Annotated in this window: 14 protein-coding genes; 12 read left to right on the forward strand and 2 right to left on the reverse strand. The window is 59.2% G+C overall.

The window, feature by feature from the left end:
* Positions 1–1,110: 1,110 nt before the first annotated feature.
* Positions 1,111–1,299 carry a hypothetical protein gene (locus ACM6IQ_RS04855; RefSeq protein ID WP_414878169.1) on the forward strand — a complete coding sequence of 63 codons (189 nt, stop codon included), beginning with the start codon at positions 1,111–1,113 and terminating at the stop codon, positions 1,297–1,299.
* Between the two features lie 161 nt (positions 1,300–1,460).
* On the opposite strand, the gene rsgA is transcribed toward ACM6IQ_RS04855, so the two are convergent.
* Entirely contained in the window at positions 1,461–2,492 is a 1,032-nt protein-coding gene (rsgA, locus tag ACM6IQ_RS04860; RefSeq protein WP_017336245.1) for a small ribosomal subunit biogenesis GTPase RsgA, read from the reverse strand.
* 107 nt (positions 2,493–2,599) lie between these two features.
* Here rsgA and orn point away from each other — a divergent pair, with 107 nt between their 5' ends.
* Both orn and ACM6IQ_RS04870 read left to right on the forward strand, forming a co-directional pair.
* The gene (orn, locus tag ACM6IQ_RS04865; RefSeq protein WP_007995036.1) at positions 2,600–3,142 is read left to right on the forward strand and encodes an oligoribonuclease; all 543 of its coding nucleotides are present in this window, start codon (positions 2,600–2,602) and stop codon (positions 3,140–3,142) included.
* Between the two features lie 233 nt (positions 3,143–3,375).
* Positions 3,376–3,987: a trimeric intracellular cation channel family protein gene (locus ACM6IQ_RS04870; protein WP_017336246.1), complete on the forward strand. Its 612-nt coding sequence runs from the start codon at positions 3,376–3,378 to the stop codon at positions 3,985–3,987.
* On the opposite strand, the gene queG is transcribed toward ACM6IQ_RS04870, so the two are convergent.
* Positions 3,969–5,048, reverse strand: coding sequence for a tRNA epoxyqueuosine(34) reductase QueG (gene queG, locus ACM6IQ_RS04875; protein ID WP_414878170.1), 1,080 nt, complete (start codon positions 5,046–5,048; stop codon positions 3,969–3,971). The two genes, ACM6IQ_RS04870 and queG, sit on opposite strands and share 19 nt — an antisense overlap.
* A 63-nt stretch (positions 5,049–5,111) precedes the next feature.
* On the opposite strand from queG, the gene ACM6IQ_RS04880 reads away from it, so the two are divergent.
* From ACM6IQ_RS04880 to hflC, 9 genes are all read left to right on the forward strand, one after another.
* Positions 5,112–6,611 (forward strand): NAD(P)H-hydrate dehydratase, encoded by a 1,500-nt coding sequence (locus ACM6IQ_RS04880; protein ID WP_414878171.1) that lies wholly within the window; start codon positions 5,112–5,114, stop codon positions 6,609–6,611.
* Positions 6,599–7,069 (forward strand): tRNA (adenosine(37)-N6)-threonylcarbamoyltransferase complex ATPase subunit type 1 TsaE, encoded by a 471-nt coding sequence (tsaE, locus tag ACM6IQ_RS04885; protein ID WP_017336249.1) that lies wholly within the window; start codon positions 6,599–6,601, stop codon positions 7,067–7,069. Before ACM6IQ_RS04880 ends, tsaE begins: the two co-directional genes overlap by 13 nt.
* Positions 7,070–7,117: 48 nt before the next feature.
* A complete protein-coding gene (locus ACM6IQ_RS04890; RefSeq protein ID WP_414878231.1) occupies positions 7,118–8,497 on the forward strand; it encodes an N-acetylmuramoyl-L-alanine amidase in 1,380 nt (459 codons plus the stop codon).
* The gene (gene mutL, locus ACM6IQ_RS04895; protein ID WP_414878172.1) at positions 8,494–10,404 is read left to right on the forward strand and encodes a DNA mismatch repair endonuclease MutL; all 1,911 of its coding nucleotides are present in this window, start codon (positions 8,494–8,496) and stop codon (positions 10,402–10,404) included. Before ACM6IQ_RS04890 ends, mutL begins: the two co-directional genes overlap by 4 nt.
* Positions 10,404–11,375, forward strand: coding sequence for a tRNA (adenosine(37)-N6)-dimethylallyltransferase MiaA (miaA, locus tag ACM6IQ_RS04900; RefSeq protein WP_017336252.1), 972 nt, complete (start codon positions 10,404–10,406; stop codon positions 11,373–11,375). Before mutL ends, miaA begins: the two co-directional genes overlap by 1 nt.
* 95 nt (positions 11,376–11,470) lie before the next feature.
* A complete protein-coding gene (gene hfq / locus ACM6IQ_RS04905; RefSeq protein WP_007902656.1) occupies positions 11,471–11,731 on the forward strand; it encodes an RNA chaperone Hfq in 261 nt (86 codons plus the stop codon).
* Positions 11,732–11,743: 12 nt separating this feature from the next.
* Positions 11,744–13,045: a ribosome rescue GTPase HflX gene (gene hflX, locus ACM6IQ_RS04910; RefSeq protein WP_017336253.1), complete on the forward strand. Its 1,302-nt coding sequence runs from the start codon at positions 11,744–11,746 to the stop codon at positions 13,043–13,045.
* Positions 13,046–13,141: 96 nt separating this feature from the next.
* Complete coding sequence (gene hflK, locus ACM6IQ_RS04915; protein WP_017336254.1) at positions 13,142–14,314, forward strand: FtsH protease activity modulator HflK; 1,173 nt, start codon at positions 13,142–13,144, stop codon at positions 14,312–14,314.
* Entirely contained in the window at positions 14,314–15,183 is an 870-nt protein-coding gene (gene hflC / locus ACM6IQ_RS04920; protein ID WP_017336255.1) for a protease modulator HflC, read from the forward strand. The genes hflK and hflC overlap by 1 nt, the downstream gene beginning before the upstream one ends.
* The last annotated feature ends 268 nt before the right edge of the window (positions 15,184–15,451 follow it).

Below are 15,451 nucleotides of genomic sequence, written 5' to 3' on the forward strand. Positions count from 1 at the left end.
GGAGGCCGTCACGATCTACAACCAGGAGCGGCCGCACCTCTCTTTAAAATACAAAACGCCCGATGCGGTGCATCGGGCGTTAGGGTGAAACAGGTGTAAACCTATTTCAGGACTAGACATATTCACCGGCATGGGACTGACGCTGGCAGTAGCAAAAATAAGGGCTTTCTGCCGAGATTGGCTAGGAGCGTTCCGAGGTGAATTAGCCGGTTTTACTACCTTGGGTTGTTCGCCTTTAGTTCGCTCGTCGCCGATGTTTCGGTGATCAGACTTTAAAAAGTCTGATCACCGGGTAGATAACTGCCATTCCTACCTCGACGGTCATTCACTCCCTTGCCATTATTTATCTTGCGTCAAAACGGTCAGCACCAGAGCTCACGAGGAATATCAGGAATTTTGCACGCTATCGTGGCTTCTGATGCCGTGAGGAAATCGTGATTCGGAAGTGTGAGTATGGTGGATCTCACCCCCTGAGACCACGGCCTGCAAGAGCGTCGTGACCAGATTGACCTCAAAGTCTATGTAGAGAGCGTGCTTGGCCTGAAGCTGCACTTAAAGCCGTGGGGAAATGGCCAACCCTGTTTATAGACGAGCGGTGCGCAATACGTCTTATTTGTGGCCCTCACCTGTTAGATCTAACAGTAGGCAGGTTCTCGGTTTAGGTGTTTCATTATCTTGGCTCCTCAAAGAGCCGCTATATTTATGAAATCCTAGGTTCAAGGAGAGCCATGATGTCAACGCCAATAGTAACTACGACATATAACGGTGTAATTAAATCAATCGTGGAGGCGGACCCGAAAACTGCACTTGTCTCTATCAAACCTGATGGAGGAAAGCCAGACGTAACCATTGGGATCAACTCTATTGTGATGGACCCTCACATCCCATTTCATACTCCATATGCAGTAGGTGATCGCGTTAGTTTTACGATTACAACTGGGCCTGCGGGTGAAGTCGCCGGCGGACTTCAAAAAGCGTAGAAAGCATCAGCTTCGATACCGGCATTAACTCCTCGTCGTAAGTCTTTAAACTCGATTAGAAGTCCTGGGCTGCCTGTTAGCCCAGGCTGTGTGCATCACCTCCACGCAGCGCACAGTCATGAAGCCATCCATGCAACGCTTTAAATCAAAACTCGGTAACCCCCTGATTTCACTGGTCATCAAGGTAGTGGTCGCTACGATCTTCAATAGCGTTACGGTAATGCAGCAGTATGCCGTCGATCTGGCTGGCTTTTGCTCAAAGCCAGCTACAGGGGATCTGAAAATCAAGTCCTCCTGCATTGGTGAAAACCAACAGTAGGACAGTCAAGGTACACCGATGCCCCGCCGTCACTGTGCGCTGGGCCAGGTGCGTGAAAGGATGCGGTATGGCGTCCAAAAAATCGGTGTAAATCTTTTTAGGACTAGACATACGGGACGCTACTGATCATTTTCGTGGCATCACGAAAATGATCACGCTACTTAGTAACTGCTCTCCGGCAAACTCGCGATGATCGAGCGATAGCTGTTCATCCGTTGCTGCTGCACGCGGCCTTCTTCCAATGCCTTGAGCAATGCGCAACCCGGCTCGCGGTCGTGCTTGCAGTCGCGGAAGCGGCAGGTGCCGATCAGGTCGTTGAACTCGATGAAGCCGGCTTCGACGTCGGCGCGGCTGACGTGGCCGAGGCCGAACTCACGAATACCCGGGGAGTCGATCAGCTCTCCGCCACCGGGGAAGTGGAACAACCGCGCGGTGGTGGTGGTGTGAGTGCCCTGGCCGGACAGCTCGGACAACGGGCCGACGCGGGTGTCGACTTCCGGCAGCAGGCTGTTGACCAGCGACGACTTGCCGACGCCGGACTGGCCGACGAACACGCTGATGCGCCCGTCCAGCTGTTCCTGAAGTTGTTCCATGCCATTGCCATGGTGCGCCGACACTTCGAGGACCGGATAACCCAGCGTGCGGTAAACCGCGAGCAAGGCATTCAGCGCCGGGGCGTTCTGCTCGTCGATCAGGTCGAATTTGTTGAGCAGCAGCAGCGGCCGAATCCCGGCATGCTCCGCCGCGACCAGATAGCGGTCGATCAGGTTGGCGTGAGGCTCGGGCAGTGGCGCGAAGACGATGACGATCATGTCGACGTTGGCGGCTACGGGCTTGAGCTGGCCACGGCTGTCCGGACGGCAGAGTTCGGTCTTGCGCGGCAGTTGCGCCACGATCACACCGATGCCCTGGTTGCCGGCACGCCAGACCACCTGGTCGCCGGTCACCAGCGCCGGCAGGTTGGCACGCAAGTGGCAGCGGAACACCTGTCCGGCCAAATCGCCATCGAGGGCTTCGACTTCGACCTGCACACCGAAGTGCGCGATCACCAGGCCGGTCTGTTCCGGACCCAGGTCGCCACCTTCGAGTGCCTCGACAGCCGAGGACTCGCGTTTGGCGGCGCGTGCAGCGCGTTCGCCCTGAATCTTTTCGATGCGCCAGTTTTGACGACGATTGAGTTGGCGTTTGGCCATGGGTGTTCCGTATCAAGAATGCAGCGATTAGGTAAAACGGCCGCGAGTTTAGCACGCCCGGCCACCGGCCTAGGCTAAACTGCGCAGCATTGCCTAGGAGCCGACACATGCAAAACCCGCAGAATCTGATCTGGATCGACCTGGAAATGACCGGTCTGAACCCTGATACCGACGTCATCATCGAGATGGCCACCATCGTCACCGACAGCGATCTGAACACCTTGGCCGAAGGGCCGGTGATCGCGATCCATCACAGTGATGAAATCCTCGCCGGCATGGACGAGTGGAACACCCGTCAGCACGGCGGTTCGGGCCTGACCCAGCGCGTGCGCGACAGCCGCATCAGCATGGCCGAAGCGGAAGCCGAGACCATTGCCTTCCTGGAGAAGTGGGTGCCGAAGGGCAAGTCGCCGATCTGTGGCAACAGCATTTGCCAGGACCGTCGCTTCCTTTATACCCACATGAAATCCCTGGAAAGCTATTTCCACTACCGCAACCTCGACGTCTCGACCCTGAAAGAACTGGCCGCTCGCTGGGCGCCGGACGTGCGCGACAGCTTCAAGAAAGGCAGCACCCACCTGGCGTTGGACGACATCCGCGAATCCATCGCCGAGTTGCAGCATTACCGCAAGCATTTCATCAAGTTCTGATTGGCGGCGGGGGGCTTTTTGTGGCGAGGGAGCTTGCTCCCGCTCGGCTGCGAAGCAGTCGCAACCCAGTCGATGCGGTACATCTGAAAGAGCAAGGTGTCTGGTTTTGGGGCCGCGTCGCGGCCCAGCGGGAGCAAGTGTCCTCGCCACAGGTACTCAGTGTCTGTTCTTGCCCTCTTTTGGTGCCGGGACTAAATGGCTAGACTGCGCGCCTTCCTGCAAGGACCGCCACCATGTTGCTGATGCTTTACCTGATCGCCATTACCGCCGAAGCCATGACCGGTGCCCTGTCTGCCGGTCGTCGGGGCATGGACTGGTTCGGCGTGGTGCTGATCGCCTGCATCACGGCGTTGGGCGGTGGTTCGGTGCGTGACGTGCTGCTCGGCCATTACCCGCTGACGTGGGTGAAACACCCGGAATACCTGGTGCTGACATCGATTGCAGCCATGTTCACGGTCTTCGCTGCGCGCTGGATGCGTCACTTGCGCTCACTGTTTCTGGTGCTCGACGCCGTGGGCCTGGTGGCGTTCACCCTGATCGGCTGCATGACTGCCCTGGAAATGGGCCACGGCATGCTGGTGGCCTCGGTCAGCGGCGTGATCACCGGGGTATTCGGCGGTATCCTGCGCGACATCTTCTGTAACGACATCCCGCTGATCTTCCGTCGCGAACTCTACGCCAGCGTGTCGTTCGCGGCGGCGTGGTGCTACATGCTGTGCCTGTATTTGAACGTGCCGGGAGAACAGGCAATTCTGATCACCCTGTTCGGCGGCTTCCTGCTGAGGTTGTTAGCGATTCGTTTCCACTGGGAAATGCCGAAGTTCGTTTATAACGACGAAGCCTGACGTTCGGCGTGTTGCTTCAACGCCCATTCCACATGCTCGCGAACCAGTTCCGACGGATACTCGCGCCGCGCCTTCAACGCTTCCAGCACCGGAATGCTCGACGGCGCATTCCCCAGGCCCACCGCCAGATTCCGCAACCAGCGCTCATAACCGGCACGCCGTAACGGCGAGCCTTCAGTGCTGCTGAGGAACTTGTCTTCGTCCCACATAAACAGCTCCGCCAGTTCGGCGTTGTCCAGATTGTGCCGTGGCTTGAAGTCGCTTTCGCCGGACGGGCGAGCGAAGCGGTTCCACGGGCAGACGATCTGGCAGTCGTCGCAGCCGAAGACCCGATTGCCGATCAATGGCCGCAAGTCTTCGGGGATCGCGCTTTTCAGTTCGATGGTCAGGTAGGAAATGCAGCGACGGGCATCCAGCACATAAGGGCCGACAAAGGCGTTGGTCGGGCAGATGTCGAGGCACGCGGTGCAGCGGCCGCAATGTTCGGTGCTGTGGGGCGGGTCGATGGGCAGCGGCAAGTCGACAAACAGCTCACTGAGGAAGAAATAACTGCCGGCCTTGCGATTCAAGACCAGGGTATTTTTGCCGATCCATCCAAGGCCCGCCTGTTCCGCAATGGCTTTTTCCAGCACCGGCGCACTGTCGACAAACGCGCGGTAGCCGAACGGGCCGATGACCGCCTGAATCTTTTCTGCCAGTTGTTGCACACGTTTACGGATCAATTTGTGGTAATCGCGGCCCAAGGCATAACGCGACACGTAGGCTTTTGCAGGTTGGGCCAGGCGTTTGGCCATTTCGGTGTCGCCCGGCAGGTAATCCATGCGCAGGGACACCACTCGAAGCGTACCGGGCACGAGCTCTTCCGGGTGTGAGCGTTTAGTGCCGTGGGCACCCATGTAGTCCATTTCGCCGTGGTAGCCGGCCGCAAGCCAGCGCTCCAGGTGCTGCTCATGCTCGGCCAGGTCCAGGCCGCTGATGCCGACTTGCTGAAAGCCCAGCTCGCGGCCCCAGTCCTTGATGGATTGGGCGAGGGCGGGCAGGTCTGTGGTAATAGCAGGCATGAGGCGAGAGAAACCGGAGCTGAGGTGCGTATAATTCTGCCAGACATCGGAGCCCGAAGACGCATGCCGCACACTAAAGATGATTTACCCGACGCGCTGTACAGCGCCGCACAAGTGCGAGCCCTCGATGCGAGCCTGATTGCGGCGGGTACGCCGGGCTTCGAATTGATGCACCGTGCAGCACGGGCGACCTGGCGTGCGCTGGTCCGACAGTGGCCGACGGCCAACGAGCTGACGGTAGTCGCCGGTCAAGGCAATAACGCCGGTGATGGCTATCTGGTGGCGGTGTTGGCCCGGCGTGCCGGCTGGCATGTGCGCGTATTGGCGGCGGGTGATCCTCAGCGTTTGCAGGGCGATGCCGGGTTGGCCCACGCCGAGGCCCTGTCCGAAGGCGTTGCCGTTCAAGCCTGGAGCGCGCAATCCGATTTGCGCGGTGTCGTGTTGGACGCCTTGCTGGGCACCGGTCTGACAGGCGAGGTGCGAGAGCCTTACGCCAGTGTCATCGCCGCGATCAATGCCAGCGATCTGCCGGTTGCTGCCGTGGACATTCCTTCGGGACTGTGTGCCGATACAGGGCGTGTGCTCGGCGTGGCCGTTCGGGCGAATCTGACCGTGACCTTCATCGGTTTGAAGTTGGGACTGTTCACGGGCGAAGCGGCGGACGTGGTGGGTGAGTTGGTTTTCAATAATCTGCAGGCTTCTCCCGAGTCGTACAACGGGATTGGCGTCAGTGCGCGTCGCCTGACGGCCGGCAATTTGCCGCGTTTGGCGGATCGCGCGCCGACTGCCCATAAAGGCAAATTCGGCCATGTTTTGTTGATCGGCGGGGATCGCGGCTTTGGCGGTGCCATTTTGTTGAGCGCGCAAAGTGCCCTGCGCAGTGGGGCCGGCATGGTTTCGGTGGCCACCCGCAGCGAGCATGTGCCCGCAGCACTCGCCCGAATCCCCGAAGCCATGGTAATGGGCACTTCGTCAGCCAATCAGTTGATGGGATTGCTGCAAAAGGTTTCCGTGCTGGTAGTGGGGCCGGGCCTGGGGCAGGCTTCGTGGGGGCGCAGTCTGTTGTCGGCGGCGGCCAATGCGCCGTTGCCGCAGGTATGGGACGCCGACGCGCTGAACCTGCTGGCCGAACAACATGTGAGCTTGCCCATGGACTGCGTGATCACCCCGCATCCAGGGGAGGCGGCGCGGTTGCTCGGGATAAGTACCGCTGAAGTTCAGGCTGACCGTCCGTCCGCCGCTCACGCATTGAGCAAAAAATACACAGCTGTCGTGATTCTGAAAGGCGCCGGCAGCCTGATCGCCAGTCCCGACGGGCGCCTGGCGTTGTGTCATCAAGGCCACCCGGCCATGGCCACCGCTGGTCTGGGCGATGTGCTGGCTGGATTGGTTGGCGCATTGCTGGCGCAAGGCATGAATGCGTACGACGCCGCTTGCCTGGCGGTCTGGCTGCACGCCAATGCCGGTGCGCAACAAGGTAAATCGGGCCGTGGGCTGGCGGCCAGTGATCTGATTCCAGCCATTCGTCAGTTGTTGGAGGAGCAAGCACCGTGTCTGAAGTAACCCTGTACCTGGCTGATGAAGAGGCGATGACCGCATTTGGCGAGCGCATCGCAAAAACCACTCAAGGGCACGGTCTGATTTTTCTGGAAGGGGATCTGGGGGCGGGCAAGACCACGCTGTCGCGGGGCATCATCCGGGGCCTAGGGCATGTAGGCGCGGTTAAAAGTCCGACCTTCACGCTGGTCGAGCCCTACGAGATCGGTGACATCCGCGCCTTCCATTTCGATCTCTATCGCTTGGTCGACCCTGAAGAACTGGAGTACCTCGGCATCCGCGACTACTTCGAAGACGACGCGTTATGCCTGATCGAATGGCCCCGCAAAGGTGCAGGCTTTTTGCCAAAGCCCGACCTGACCATTACCATTAGCCCGCAAGGCAGCGGGCGTTCGCTGAAAATTTTGTCCCAGGGCTCGCGTGGCGAGTCGTGGTGTGCCGCTTTGGCATTGGAATCCAATTAAATGATGGGGTCAGGTATGCGCTTTCGCGCGATGGTAGCTGCCGTAGGGATGTTGTTTTTGGCGGTGACCGTCGACGCTGTGGCTGAAACAAAGGTCAACAGCGTTCGCCTGTGGCGGGCGCCGGACAACACACGGTTGGTGTTCGACCTGACCGGGCCGGTGCAGCACAGCGTTTTCACCCTGACATCCCCGGATCGACTGGTTATCGACATCAATGGCGCGTCCCTCGGCGCACCACTGAACGTCAATGCTTCGAATACGCCCATCACCGCCATGCGTTCGGCCCAACGCACGCCGACCGACTTGCGTGTGGTCATCGACCTGAAAAAAGCCGTCACGCCCAAAAGCTTCACCCTGGCGCCGAACGCCCAGTACGGCAATCGCCTGGTGGTCGATCTGTTCGATAACGCCGCCGACGCTGCGCCGATCCCGCCGCCGACCAACGTGGCGACTGTGGCACCGGTCCCGGTCACGCCGGTAGATCCACCGGTCAAATTGCCGCCCGCTCCGGCTGGCAAGCGCGACATCATCGTGGTCATCGATGCCGGCCATGGCGGTGAAGACCCGGGCGCCTCCGGCTCTCGCGGCCAGCGTGAAAAAGACGTGGTGCTGGCCATCGCCCGCGAATTGCAGCGTCAGGTCAACGGCATGAAGGGCTTCCGCGCCGAACTGACCCGCACCGGTGACTACTTCATCCCGTTGCGTGGCCGTACCGAAATCGCCCGTAAGAAGGGCGCCGACCTCTTTGTCTCCATCCACGCCGACGCCGCGCCTTCGGCGGCTGCGTTCGGTGCGTCGGTGTTCGCCTTGTCTGATCGCGGCGCCACGTCTGAAACAGCCCGCTGGCTGGCCGACAGCGAAAACCGTTCCGACTTGATCGGCGGTGCCGGCAACGTCAGCCTCGACGACAAGGACCGAATGCTTGCAGGCGTTCTGCTCGACCTGTCGATGACCGCGTCCCTGACCTCCAGCCTGAACGTTGGCCAAAAAGTGCTGAGCAACATCGGTCGCGTGACGCCACTGCACAAACAGCGCGTGGAACAAGCCGGTTTCATGGTGCTGAAATCGCCGGACATCCCGTCGATCCTGGTGGAAACCGGATTTATCTCCAACGCCAACGAAGCATCGAAACTCGCGGCGGCCAGCCACCAGCAAGCGCTGGCGCGCTCGATCAGCAGCGGCGTGCGTCAGTTCTTCCAGCAGAATCCACCGCCGGGCACTTACATTGCCTGGTTGCGTGATTCCGGCAAGATCGCCCAGGGCCCACGGGATCACCGGGTCAACCCGGGCGAAACCCTGGCGATGATTGCCGTGCGTTATCAGGTGTCCCCGGCCACCTTGCGCAGTGCCAACAATCTCAAAAGTGACGAGCTGAAAATCGGTCAGACCCTGACCATTCCCGGCACTGAACTGGCGTCCAAAGAATGAATCAGGCCGTGATCAACAGCGCTCGCATCGAGCTCCTCAGCCCGCGACTGGCGAACCAGATTGCCGCCGGTGAGGTGGTTGAGCGTCCCGCTTCGGTGATCAAGGAGTTGCTGGAAAACAGCCTCGACTCCGGCGCCAGGCGCATCGATGTCGATGTCGAGCAGGGCGGCGTCAAGCTGCTGCGGGTGCGCGACGATGGCAGCGGCATTTCTGCCGATGACCTGCCACTGGCCCTGGCGCGACACGCCACCAGCAAGATCCGCAACCTGGAAGATCTCGAACAGGTCATGAGCCTCGGGTTTCGCGGTGAAGCACTCGCCTCGATCAGTTCCGTGGCGCGCCTGACCCTGACGTCCCGCACCCGCGATGCCGATCAGGCCTGGCAGGTTGAAACCGAAGGCCGGGACATGGCGCCCCGCGTGCAACCGGCCGCTCACCCGGTGGGTACTTCGGTGGAAGTGCGTGACCTGTTTTTCAACACTCCGGCGCGGCGCAAATTCCTCAAGACCGAAAAAACCGAATTCGATCACCTGCAGGAAGTGATCAAGCGTCTGGCCCTGGCGCGCTTCGACGTGGCGTTCCATTTGCGCCACAACGGCAAAACCATCCTCAGCCTGCACGAAGCCCATGATGACGCGGCCCGTGCGCGGCGAGTGGCGGCGATTTGCGGTTCGGGTTTTCTCGAACAGGCGCTGCCGATCGAGATTGAGCGCAATGGTCTGCATTTATGGGGTTGGGTTGGCTTGCCGACGTTCAACCGCAGCCAGGCGGACTTGCAGTATTTCTTCGTCAACGGCCGTGCCGTACGCGACAAACTGGTGGCTCACGCGGTGCGCCAGGCGTATCGCGACGTGCTGTTCAATGGTCGGCACCCGACGTTCGTGCTGTTTTTCGAAGTCGATCCGGCCGGTGTCGACGTCAACGTGCACCCGACCAAACACGAAGTACGCTTCCGTGACGGACGCATGGTTCACGATTTTCTTTATGGCACCTTGCACCGCGCTTTGGGCGATGTACGGCCGGATGATCATTTGGCGGCGCCGGTGGCGACGGCCATTGTTCGCCCGACCGGCATCGATGCGGGGGAATTCGGTCCCCAAGGCGAAATGCGCCTGGCGGCCAATGCGCTGCTGGAACAGCCTCAGGCACAACCGTCATTCAACACCGCTGCGGGTTCCGGCGCTGGCGCCGGTTATCAGTATCAGTACACGGCGCGTCCCCAGTCGGGCGTGCCTGCGGCTGAAGCCCAGGCGGCGTATCGTGAATTTTTTGCGCCGTTGCCTGAAGCCAACGCCGTCGCACTTCCGGCCGGTCAGGACGATATTCCTCCGCTGGGTTATGCGCTGGCGCAGCTCAAAGGCATCTACATTCTTTCGGAAAACGCCCAGGGCCTGGTGCTGGTGGACATGCACGCCGCGCACGAGCGGATCATGTATGAACGCCTGAAAGTCGCCATGGCCAGCGAAGGCCTGAGCGGTCAACCGTTGTTGGTGCCGGAGTCTTTGGCTGTGAGCGAGCGCGAAGGTGACTGCGCCGAAGAAAACGTCGTGTGGTTCCAGCGTCTGGGCTTTGAATTGCAGCGTCTGGGCCCGGAAACGCTGGCCATCCGGCAGATTCCAGCCTTGCTCAAGCAGGCGGAAGCCAATCGATTGGTGAGCGACGTGTTGTCGGATTTGATGGAATACGGCACCAGCGACCGGATTCAGGCGCACCTGAACGAATTGCTCGGCACCATGGCCTGCCACGGCGCGATTCGGGCGAATCGGCGTCTGGCCCTGCCGGAAATGAACGGTCTGCTGCGTGATATGGAAAACACCGAGCGCAGCGGTCAATGTAACCATGGCCGGCCGACCTGGACCCAATTGGGCCTGGACGATCTGGACAAACTGTTCCTGCGCGGTCGTTGATGAGCCAGCTCCCTCCTGCGATTTTCCTGATGGGCCCGACAGCAGCGGGCAAGACCGACCTGGCCATCGAGCTCACCAAAGTCTTGCCTTGCGAGTTGATCAGTGTCGATTCGGCGCTGGTCTATCGCGGCATGGACATCGGCACCGCCAAGCCCTCGAAAGAGATTCTGGCCGAATTCCCCCACCGTCTGATCGATATTCTCGATCCGGCAGAGAGCTATTCCGCTGCGGATTTCCGCCGTGACGCCCTCGAAGCCATGGCCGACATCACCGCACGCGGCAAAATTCCGCTGCTGGTGGGTGGCACAATGCTCTATTACAAGGCTTTGGTTGAAGGTCTGGCGGACATGCCAGCCGCGGATCCTGAAGTCCGCGCGCAGATTGAAGAAGAAGCCGCACGCCTTGGCTGGCAAGCCCTGCATGACCAATTGGCACTCATCGACCCGCAATCCGCCGCACGTATTCACCCGAACGATCCCCAGCGCCTGAGTCGAGCACTGGAAGTTTATCGCGTCAGTGGTCAGAGCATGACCGAGCTGCGGCAGCGACAAAGTGCGCAAAGTACTGAAGCAGCCGCTTCGGGACTGCAACAATTGCCCTATACTGTCGCGAACTTGGCCATTGCTCCGGCAAATCGCCAGGTACTGCACGAGCGAATTAAACAAAGATTCACTTTAATGTTGGAACAGGGATTCATTGACGAGGTCGTAGCCCTGCGTGAGCGAAGTGACCTGCATTCAGGGTTGCCGTCTATACGTGCGGTAGGCTACCGACAAGTCTGGGACTACCTGGATGGCAAGCTGACGCAAGCCGAGATGCAGGAGCGTGGAATCATTGCCACGCGCCAATTGGCAAAGCGTCAGTTCACCTGGCTGCGCAGTTGGGCTGATTTACACTGGCTGGACAGCCTGGATTGCGACAATCTGCCGCGCGCCTTGAAATACCTGGGGACCATCTCCATATTGAGCTGAGTCCTTGCAATTGCCGTCTATCCTTGGGGGTGTGACGGCCACAAGCCATCTGTTTACCTATTTTTTTATATTGAATCCTTAAAGGAGTGCGGCACATGTCAAAAGGGCATTCGCTACAAGACCCTTACTTGAATACTTTACGTAAAGAGAAAGTTGGGGTGTCGATCTACCTGGTCAACGGGATCAAACTGCAAGGCACGATCGAGTCTTTCGACCAGTTCGTTATCCTGCTGAAAAACACCGTCAGCCAGATGGTTTACAAACACGCTATCTCTACAGTGGTGCCGGTTCGTCCAATTCGTCTGCCTAGCGCAACCGAATCCGAGGCAGGCGACGCTGAGCCAGGTAACGCCTGATAGGAGTCTCCTTTGTTCTTTGAGCGCCACGGTGGTGGTGAGCGAGTGATCCTCGTTCACTTGGATGGACAGGACCCTGAGGCGCGCGAAGACCCGCAGGAGTTTCAGGAATTGGCTAATTCGGCCGGCGCCGAGACCGTTGCGTTTTTTAACGTGCCGCGTCATCGGCCAACCGCCAAATACCTGATCGGTAGCGGCAAGGTCGAGGAACTACGCGACCTGGTCCATGCCGAAAAGGCAGATCTGGTGATCTTCAATCACATCCTCACGCCCAGTCAGGAACGTAACCTCGAACGTGTTTTCGAGTGTCGCGTGATCGACCGCACCGGCCTGATTCTCGATATTTTCGCCCAGCGCGCCCGTACCCATGAAGGCAAGCTCCAGGTAGAACTGGCCCAGCTTGACCACATGAGTACCCGTCTGGTTCGTGGCTGGACTCACCTTGAACGTCAAGGTGGCGGTATCGGCATGCGTGGCCCGGGTGAAACCCAGCTGGAAACTGACCGCCGCTTGCTGCGGGTTCGCCTGCGACAGATCAAGGGCCGGTTGGAAAAAGTGCGCAGCCAGCGCGAACAGTCGCGACGTGGTCGTACGCGTGCGGATATCCCTACCGTGTCTTTGGTGGGGTATACCAACGCCGGTAAATCCACACTCTTCAATAACTTGACGAAATCCGACGTGTACGCGGCTGACCAGTTGTTTGCCACGCTGGACCCGACCTTGCGCCGTCTGGAACTGGACGACCTGGGGCCGATTGTCCTGGCTGACACTGTGGGTTTCATTCGCCACTTGCCCCACAAGCTGGTCGAGGCATTTCGGTCTACCCTCGAAGAGTCGAGCAACTCCGACCTGCTGTTGCACGTGATCGACGCGGCCGAACCGGATCGCATGTTGCAGATCGAGCAGGTGATGGTGGTGCTGGGCGAGATTGGTGCCCAGGACTTGCCGATCCTCGAGGTCTATAACAAACTCGATTTGCTTGAAGGCGTTGAACCACAAATCCAGCGCGACGAAAACGGCAAGCCTCAACGGGTCTGGCTGTCGGCGCGTGATGGCAGTGGTCTGGAACTGCTTGAACAAGCCATTGCCGAGTTGCTGGGCAGTGAGTTGTTTATCGGTACCTTGCGCTTGCCGCAACGATTCGCTCGACTGCGTGCGCAGTTCTTCGAACTCGGAGCGGTGCAGAAAGAAGAACACGACGAAGAAGGTGTCAGCTTGCTGGCCGTTCGATTGCCGCGCTCGGAGCTCAATCGGCTGGTCAGCCGTGAAGGCGTTGTGCCGACAGAGTTCATCGAGCAACACACTTTGCAATAAAAGCCTGAGAAAGCGGTTGTGCCGTGGTGACAGGCATTCTGTAGCATTGGTCGGCGCGCCGTGGGTGCGTCTTTGCTTTATCAGATGGAGAGCGCTATGGCTTGGAATGAGCCGGGTGGCAACTCGAACAATCAGGATCCTTGGGGTGGCAAGCGCCGCAATAACGGCGACCGCAAGGGACCACCGGATCTCGACGAGGCCTTCCGAAAGCTGCAGGAAAGCCTGAATGGGTTGTTCGGTGGTGGTAAGAAACGTGGTGACGACGGCGGTGGTTCGGGCAAGAGTGGCGGCTTCGGCGGCCTGCTCGGCATCGGCCTGGTCGTATTGGCGGCCGTGTGGCTGTACAGCGCGGTCTACGTGGTCGACGAGCAGGAGCAAGCCGTGGTGCTTCGCTTCGGCAAGTACTATGAAACCGTCGGCCCGGGCCTGAACATCTATTTCCCGCCGCTCGATCGAAAGTACCTGGAAAACGTCACGCGTGAGCGTGCCTATACCAAGCAGGGTCAAATGCTGACTGAAGACGAAAACATCGTCGAAGTGCCGCTGACCGTGCAGTACAAGATCAGCAACCTGCAGGACTTCGTGCTGAGCGTAGACCAGCCGGAAATCAGTCTGCAGCACGCGACTGAAAGTGCCTTGCGCCATGTGGTGGGTTCCACCGCGATGGACCAGGTGCTGACCGAAGGTCGTGAGTTGATGGCCAGTGAAATCAAGGAGCGTCTGCAACGCTTCATGGATACATACCGCACCGGCATCACCATTACCCAGGTCAACGTACAGAACGCAGCGGCACCGCGTGAAGTGCAGGAAGCTTTCGATGACGTGATTCGCGCCCGTGAAGACGAGCAGCGTTCGCGCAACCAGGCTGAAACCTACGCCAACGGCGTCGTGCCGGAAGCCCGTGGTCAGGCCCAGCGCATCCTTGAAGATGCCAATGGTTACCGCGATGAAACCGTCTCGCGCGCCAAGGGTGAGGCCGATCGCTTCACCAAACTGGTCGCCGAGTATCGCAAGGCACCTGAAGTCACCCGCGAGCGTCTGTATCTGGACACCATGCAGGAAGTCTTCAGCAATACCAGCAAGGTTCTCGTGACCGGCAACAAGAATGGCCAGAGCAATCTGCTGTACTTGCCGCTGGACAAGATGGTCGAAAGTGGTCGCAACACCAGCACGTCCGTGCCTGGCGCGGCTGCCACCAGCAATGAAGCGAATGCACGTGCGGCAGCTGATCTGCAGCAACAGCCAGCACGTACCAGGGAGAGTCGCTGATGAGCAATAAATCGCTGATCACCCTTATTGTCGTCGTCGTTGTAGCGATCGCAGCCTGGAACTGCTTCTACATCGTGGCTCAGACCGAGCGTGCGGTGCTGCTGCAATTTGGTCGTGTGGTTCAGGCCGATGTTCAGCCTGGCCTGCATGTGAAAGTGCCTTACGTTAACCAGGTGCGTAAATTCGACGCGCGTCTGATGACGCTGGATGCACCGACACAACGCTTCCTGACGCTGGAAAAGAAAGCGGTCATGGTCGATGCCTACGCCAAGTGGCGGGTGAAGGACGCCGAGCGCTTCTACACCGCAACTTCCGGTCTCAAGCAGATCGCTGACGAGCGTCTTTCCCGTCGTCTGGAGTCGGGCCTGCGTGACCAGTTTGGTAAGCGCACGCTGCATGAAGTGGTTTCTGGTGAGCGCGACGCGTTGATGTCCGATATCACTGCCTCGTTGAACACGATGGCGGAAAAAGAGCTGGGCATCGAAGTGGTCGATGTTCGGGTCAAGGCCATCGATCTGCCGAAAGAAGTGAATCGCAGTGTGTTCGAGCGCATGAGCTCCGAGCGTGAGCGTGAAGCTCGCGAGCACCGCGCCAAGGGTAACGAGCTGGCGGAAGGCATTCGTGCCGACGCCGATCGTCAACGCCGCGTGCTGCTGGCTGAAGCCTATCGTGAATCCGAAGAGGTTCGCGGTGATGGCGATGCCCAGGCCGCTGCGATCTACTCCAAGGCCTACGGCCAGGATCAGGAGTTCTACGGTTTCTACCGTAGCCTGCGCGCCTACCGTGAAAGCTTCGCGAACAAATCCGACGTCATGGTCCTGGACCCAAGCAGCGACTTCTTCCGTTACCTGGAAAAAGCCAAGCCTTGATACGACGTTGACCTGAATCATCCCCCGCCTGGCGGCTAAAGCCTCGGGCGGGGTGATCCTTTGGGAAAACGTGTGTATGATGCGGCAGCCGGGAAATTCCCGGCTTTTTTGCGTCTGCACGTTTGATTGCTGTTGTTTATGCAGGCGCCCGAGTCGAATGACTCGACAGGTTTTTCGAGGAAAGTGATTGGCGAAGCTTATTTTCAGGCTTTTCGCCGCGTTGTTCATGCGTGGCTTGTCAACAAGGCCGATCATTTTCTGCTTCACT

This window comes from Pseudomonas sp. IT-P100 (genome assembly GCF_949767185.1).
GTDB lineage: Bacteria > Pseudomonadota > Gammaproteobacteria > Pseudomonadales > Pseudomonadaceae > Aquipseudomonas > Aquipseudomonas fluorescens_B.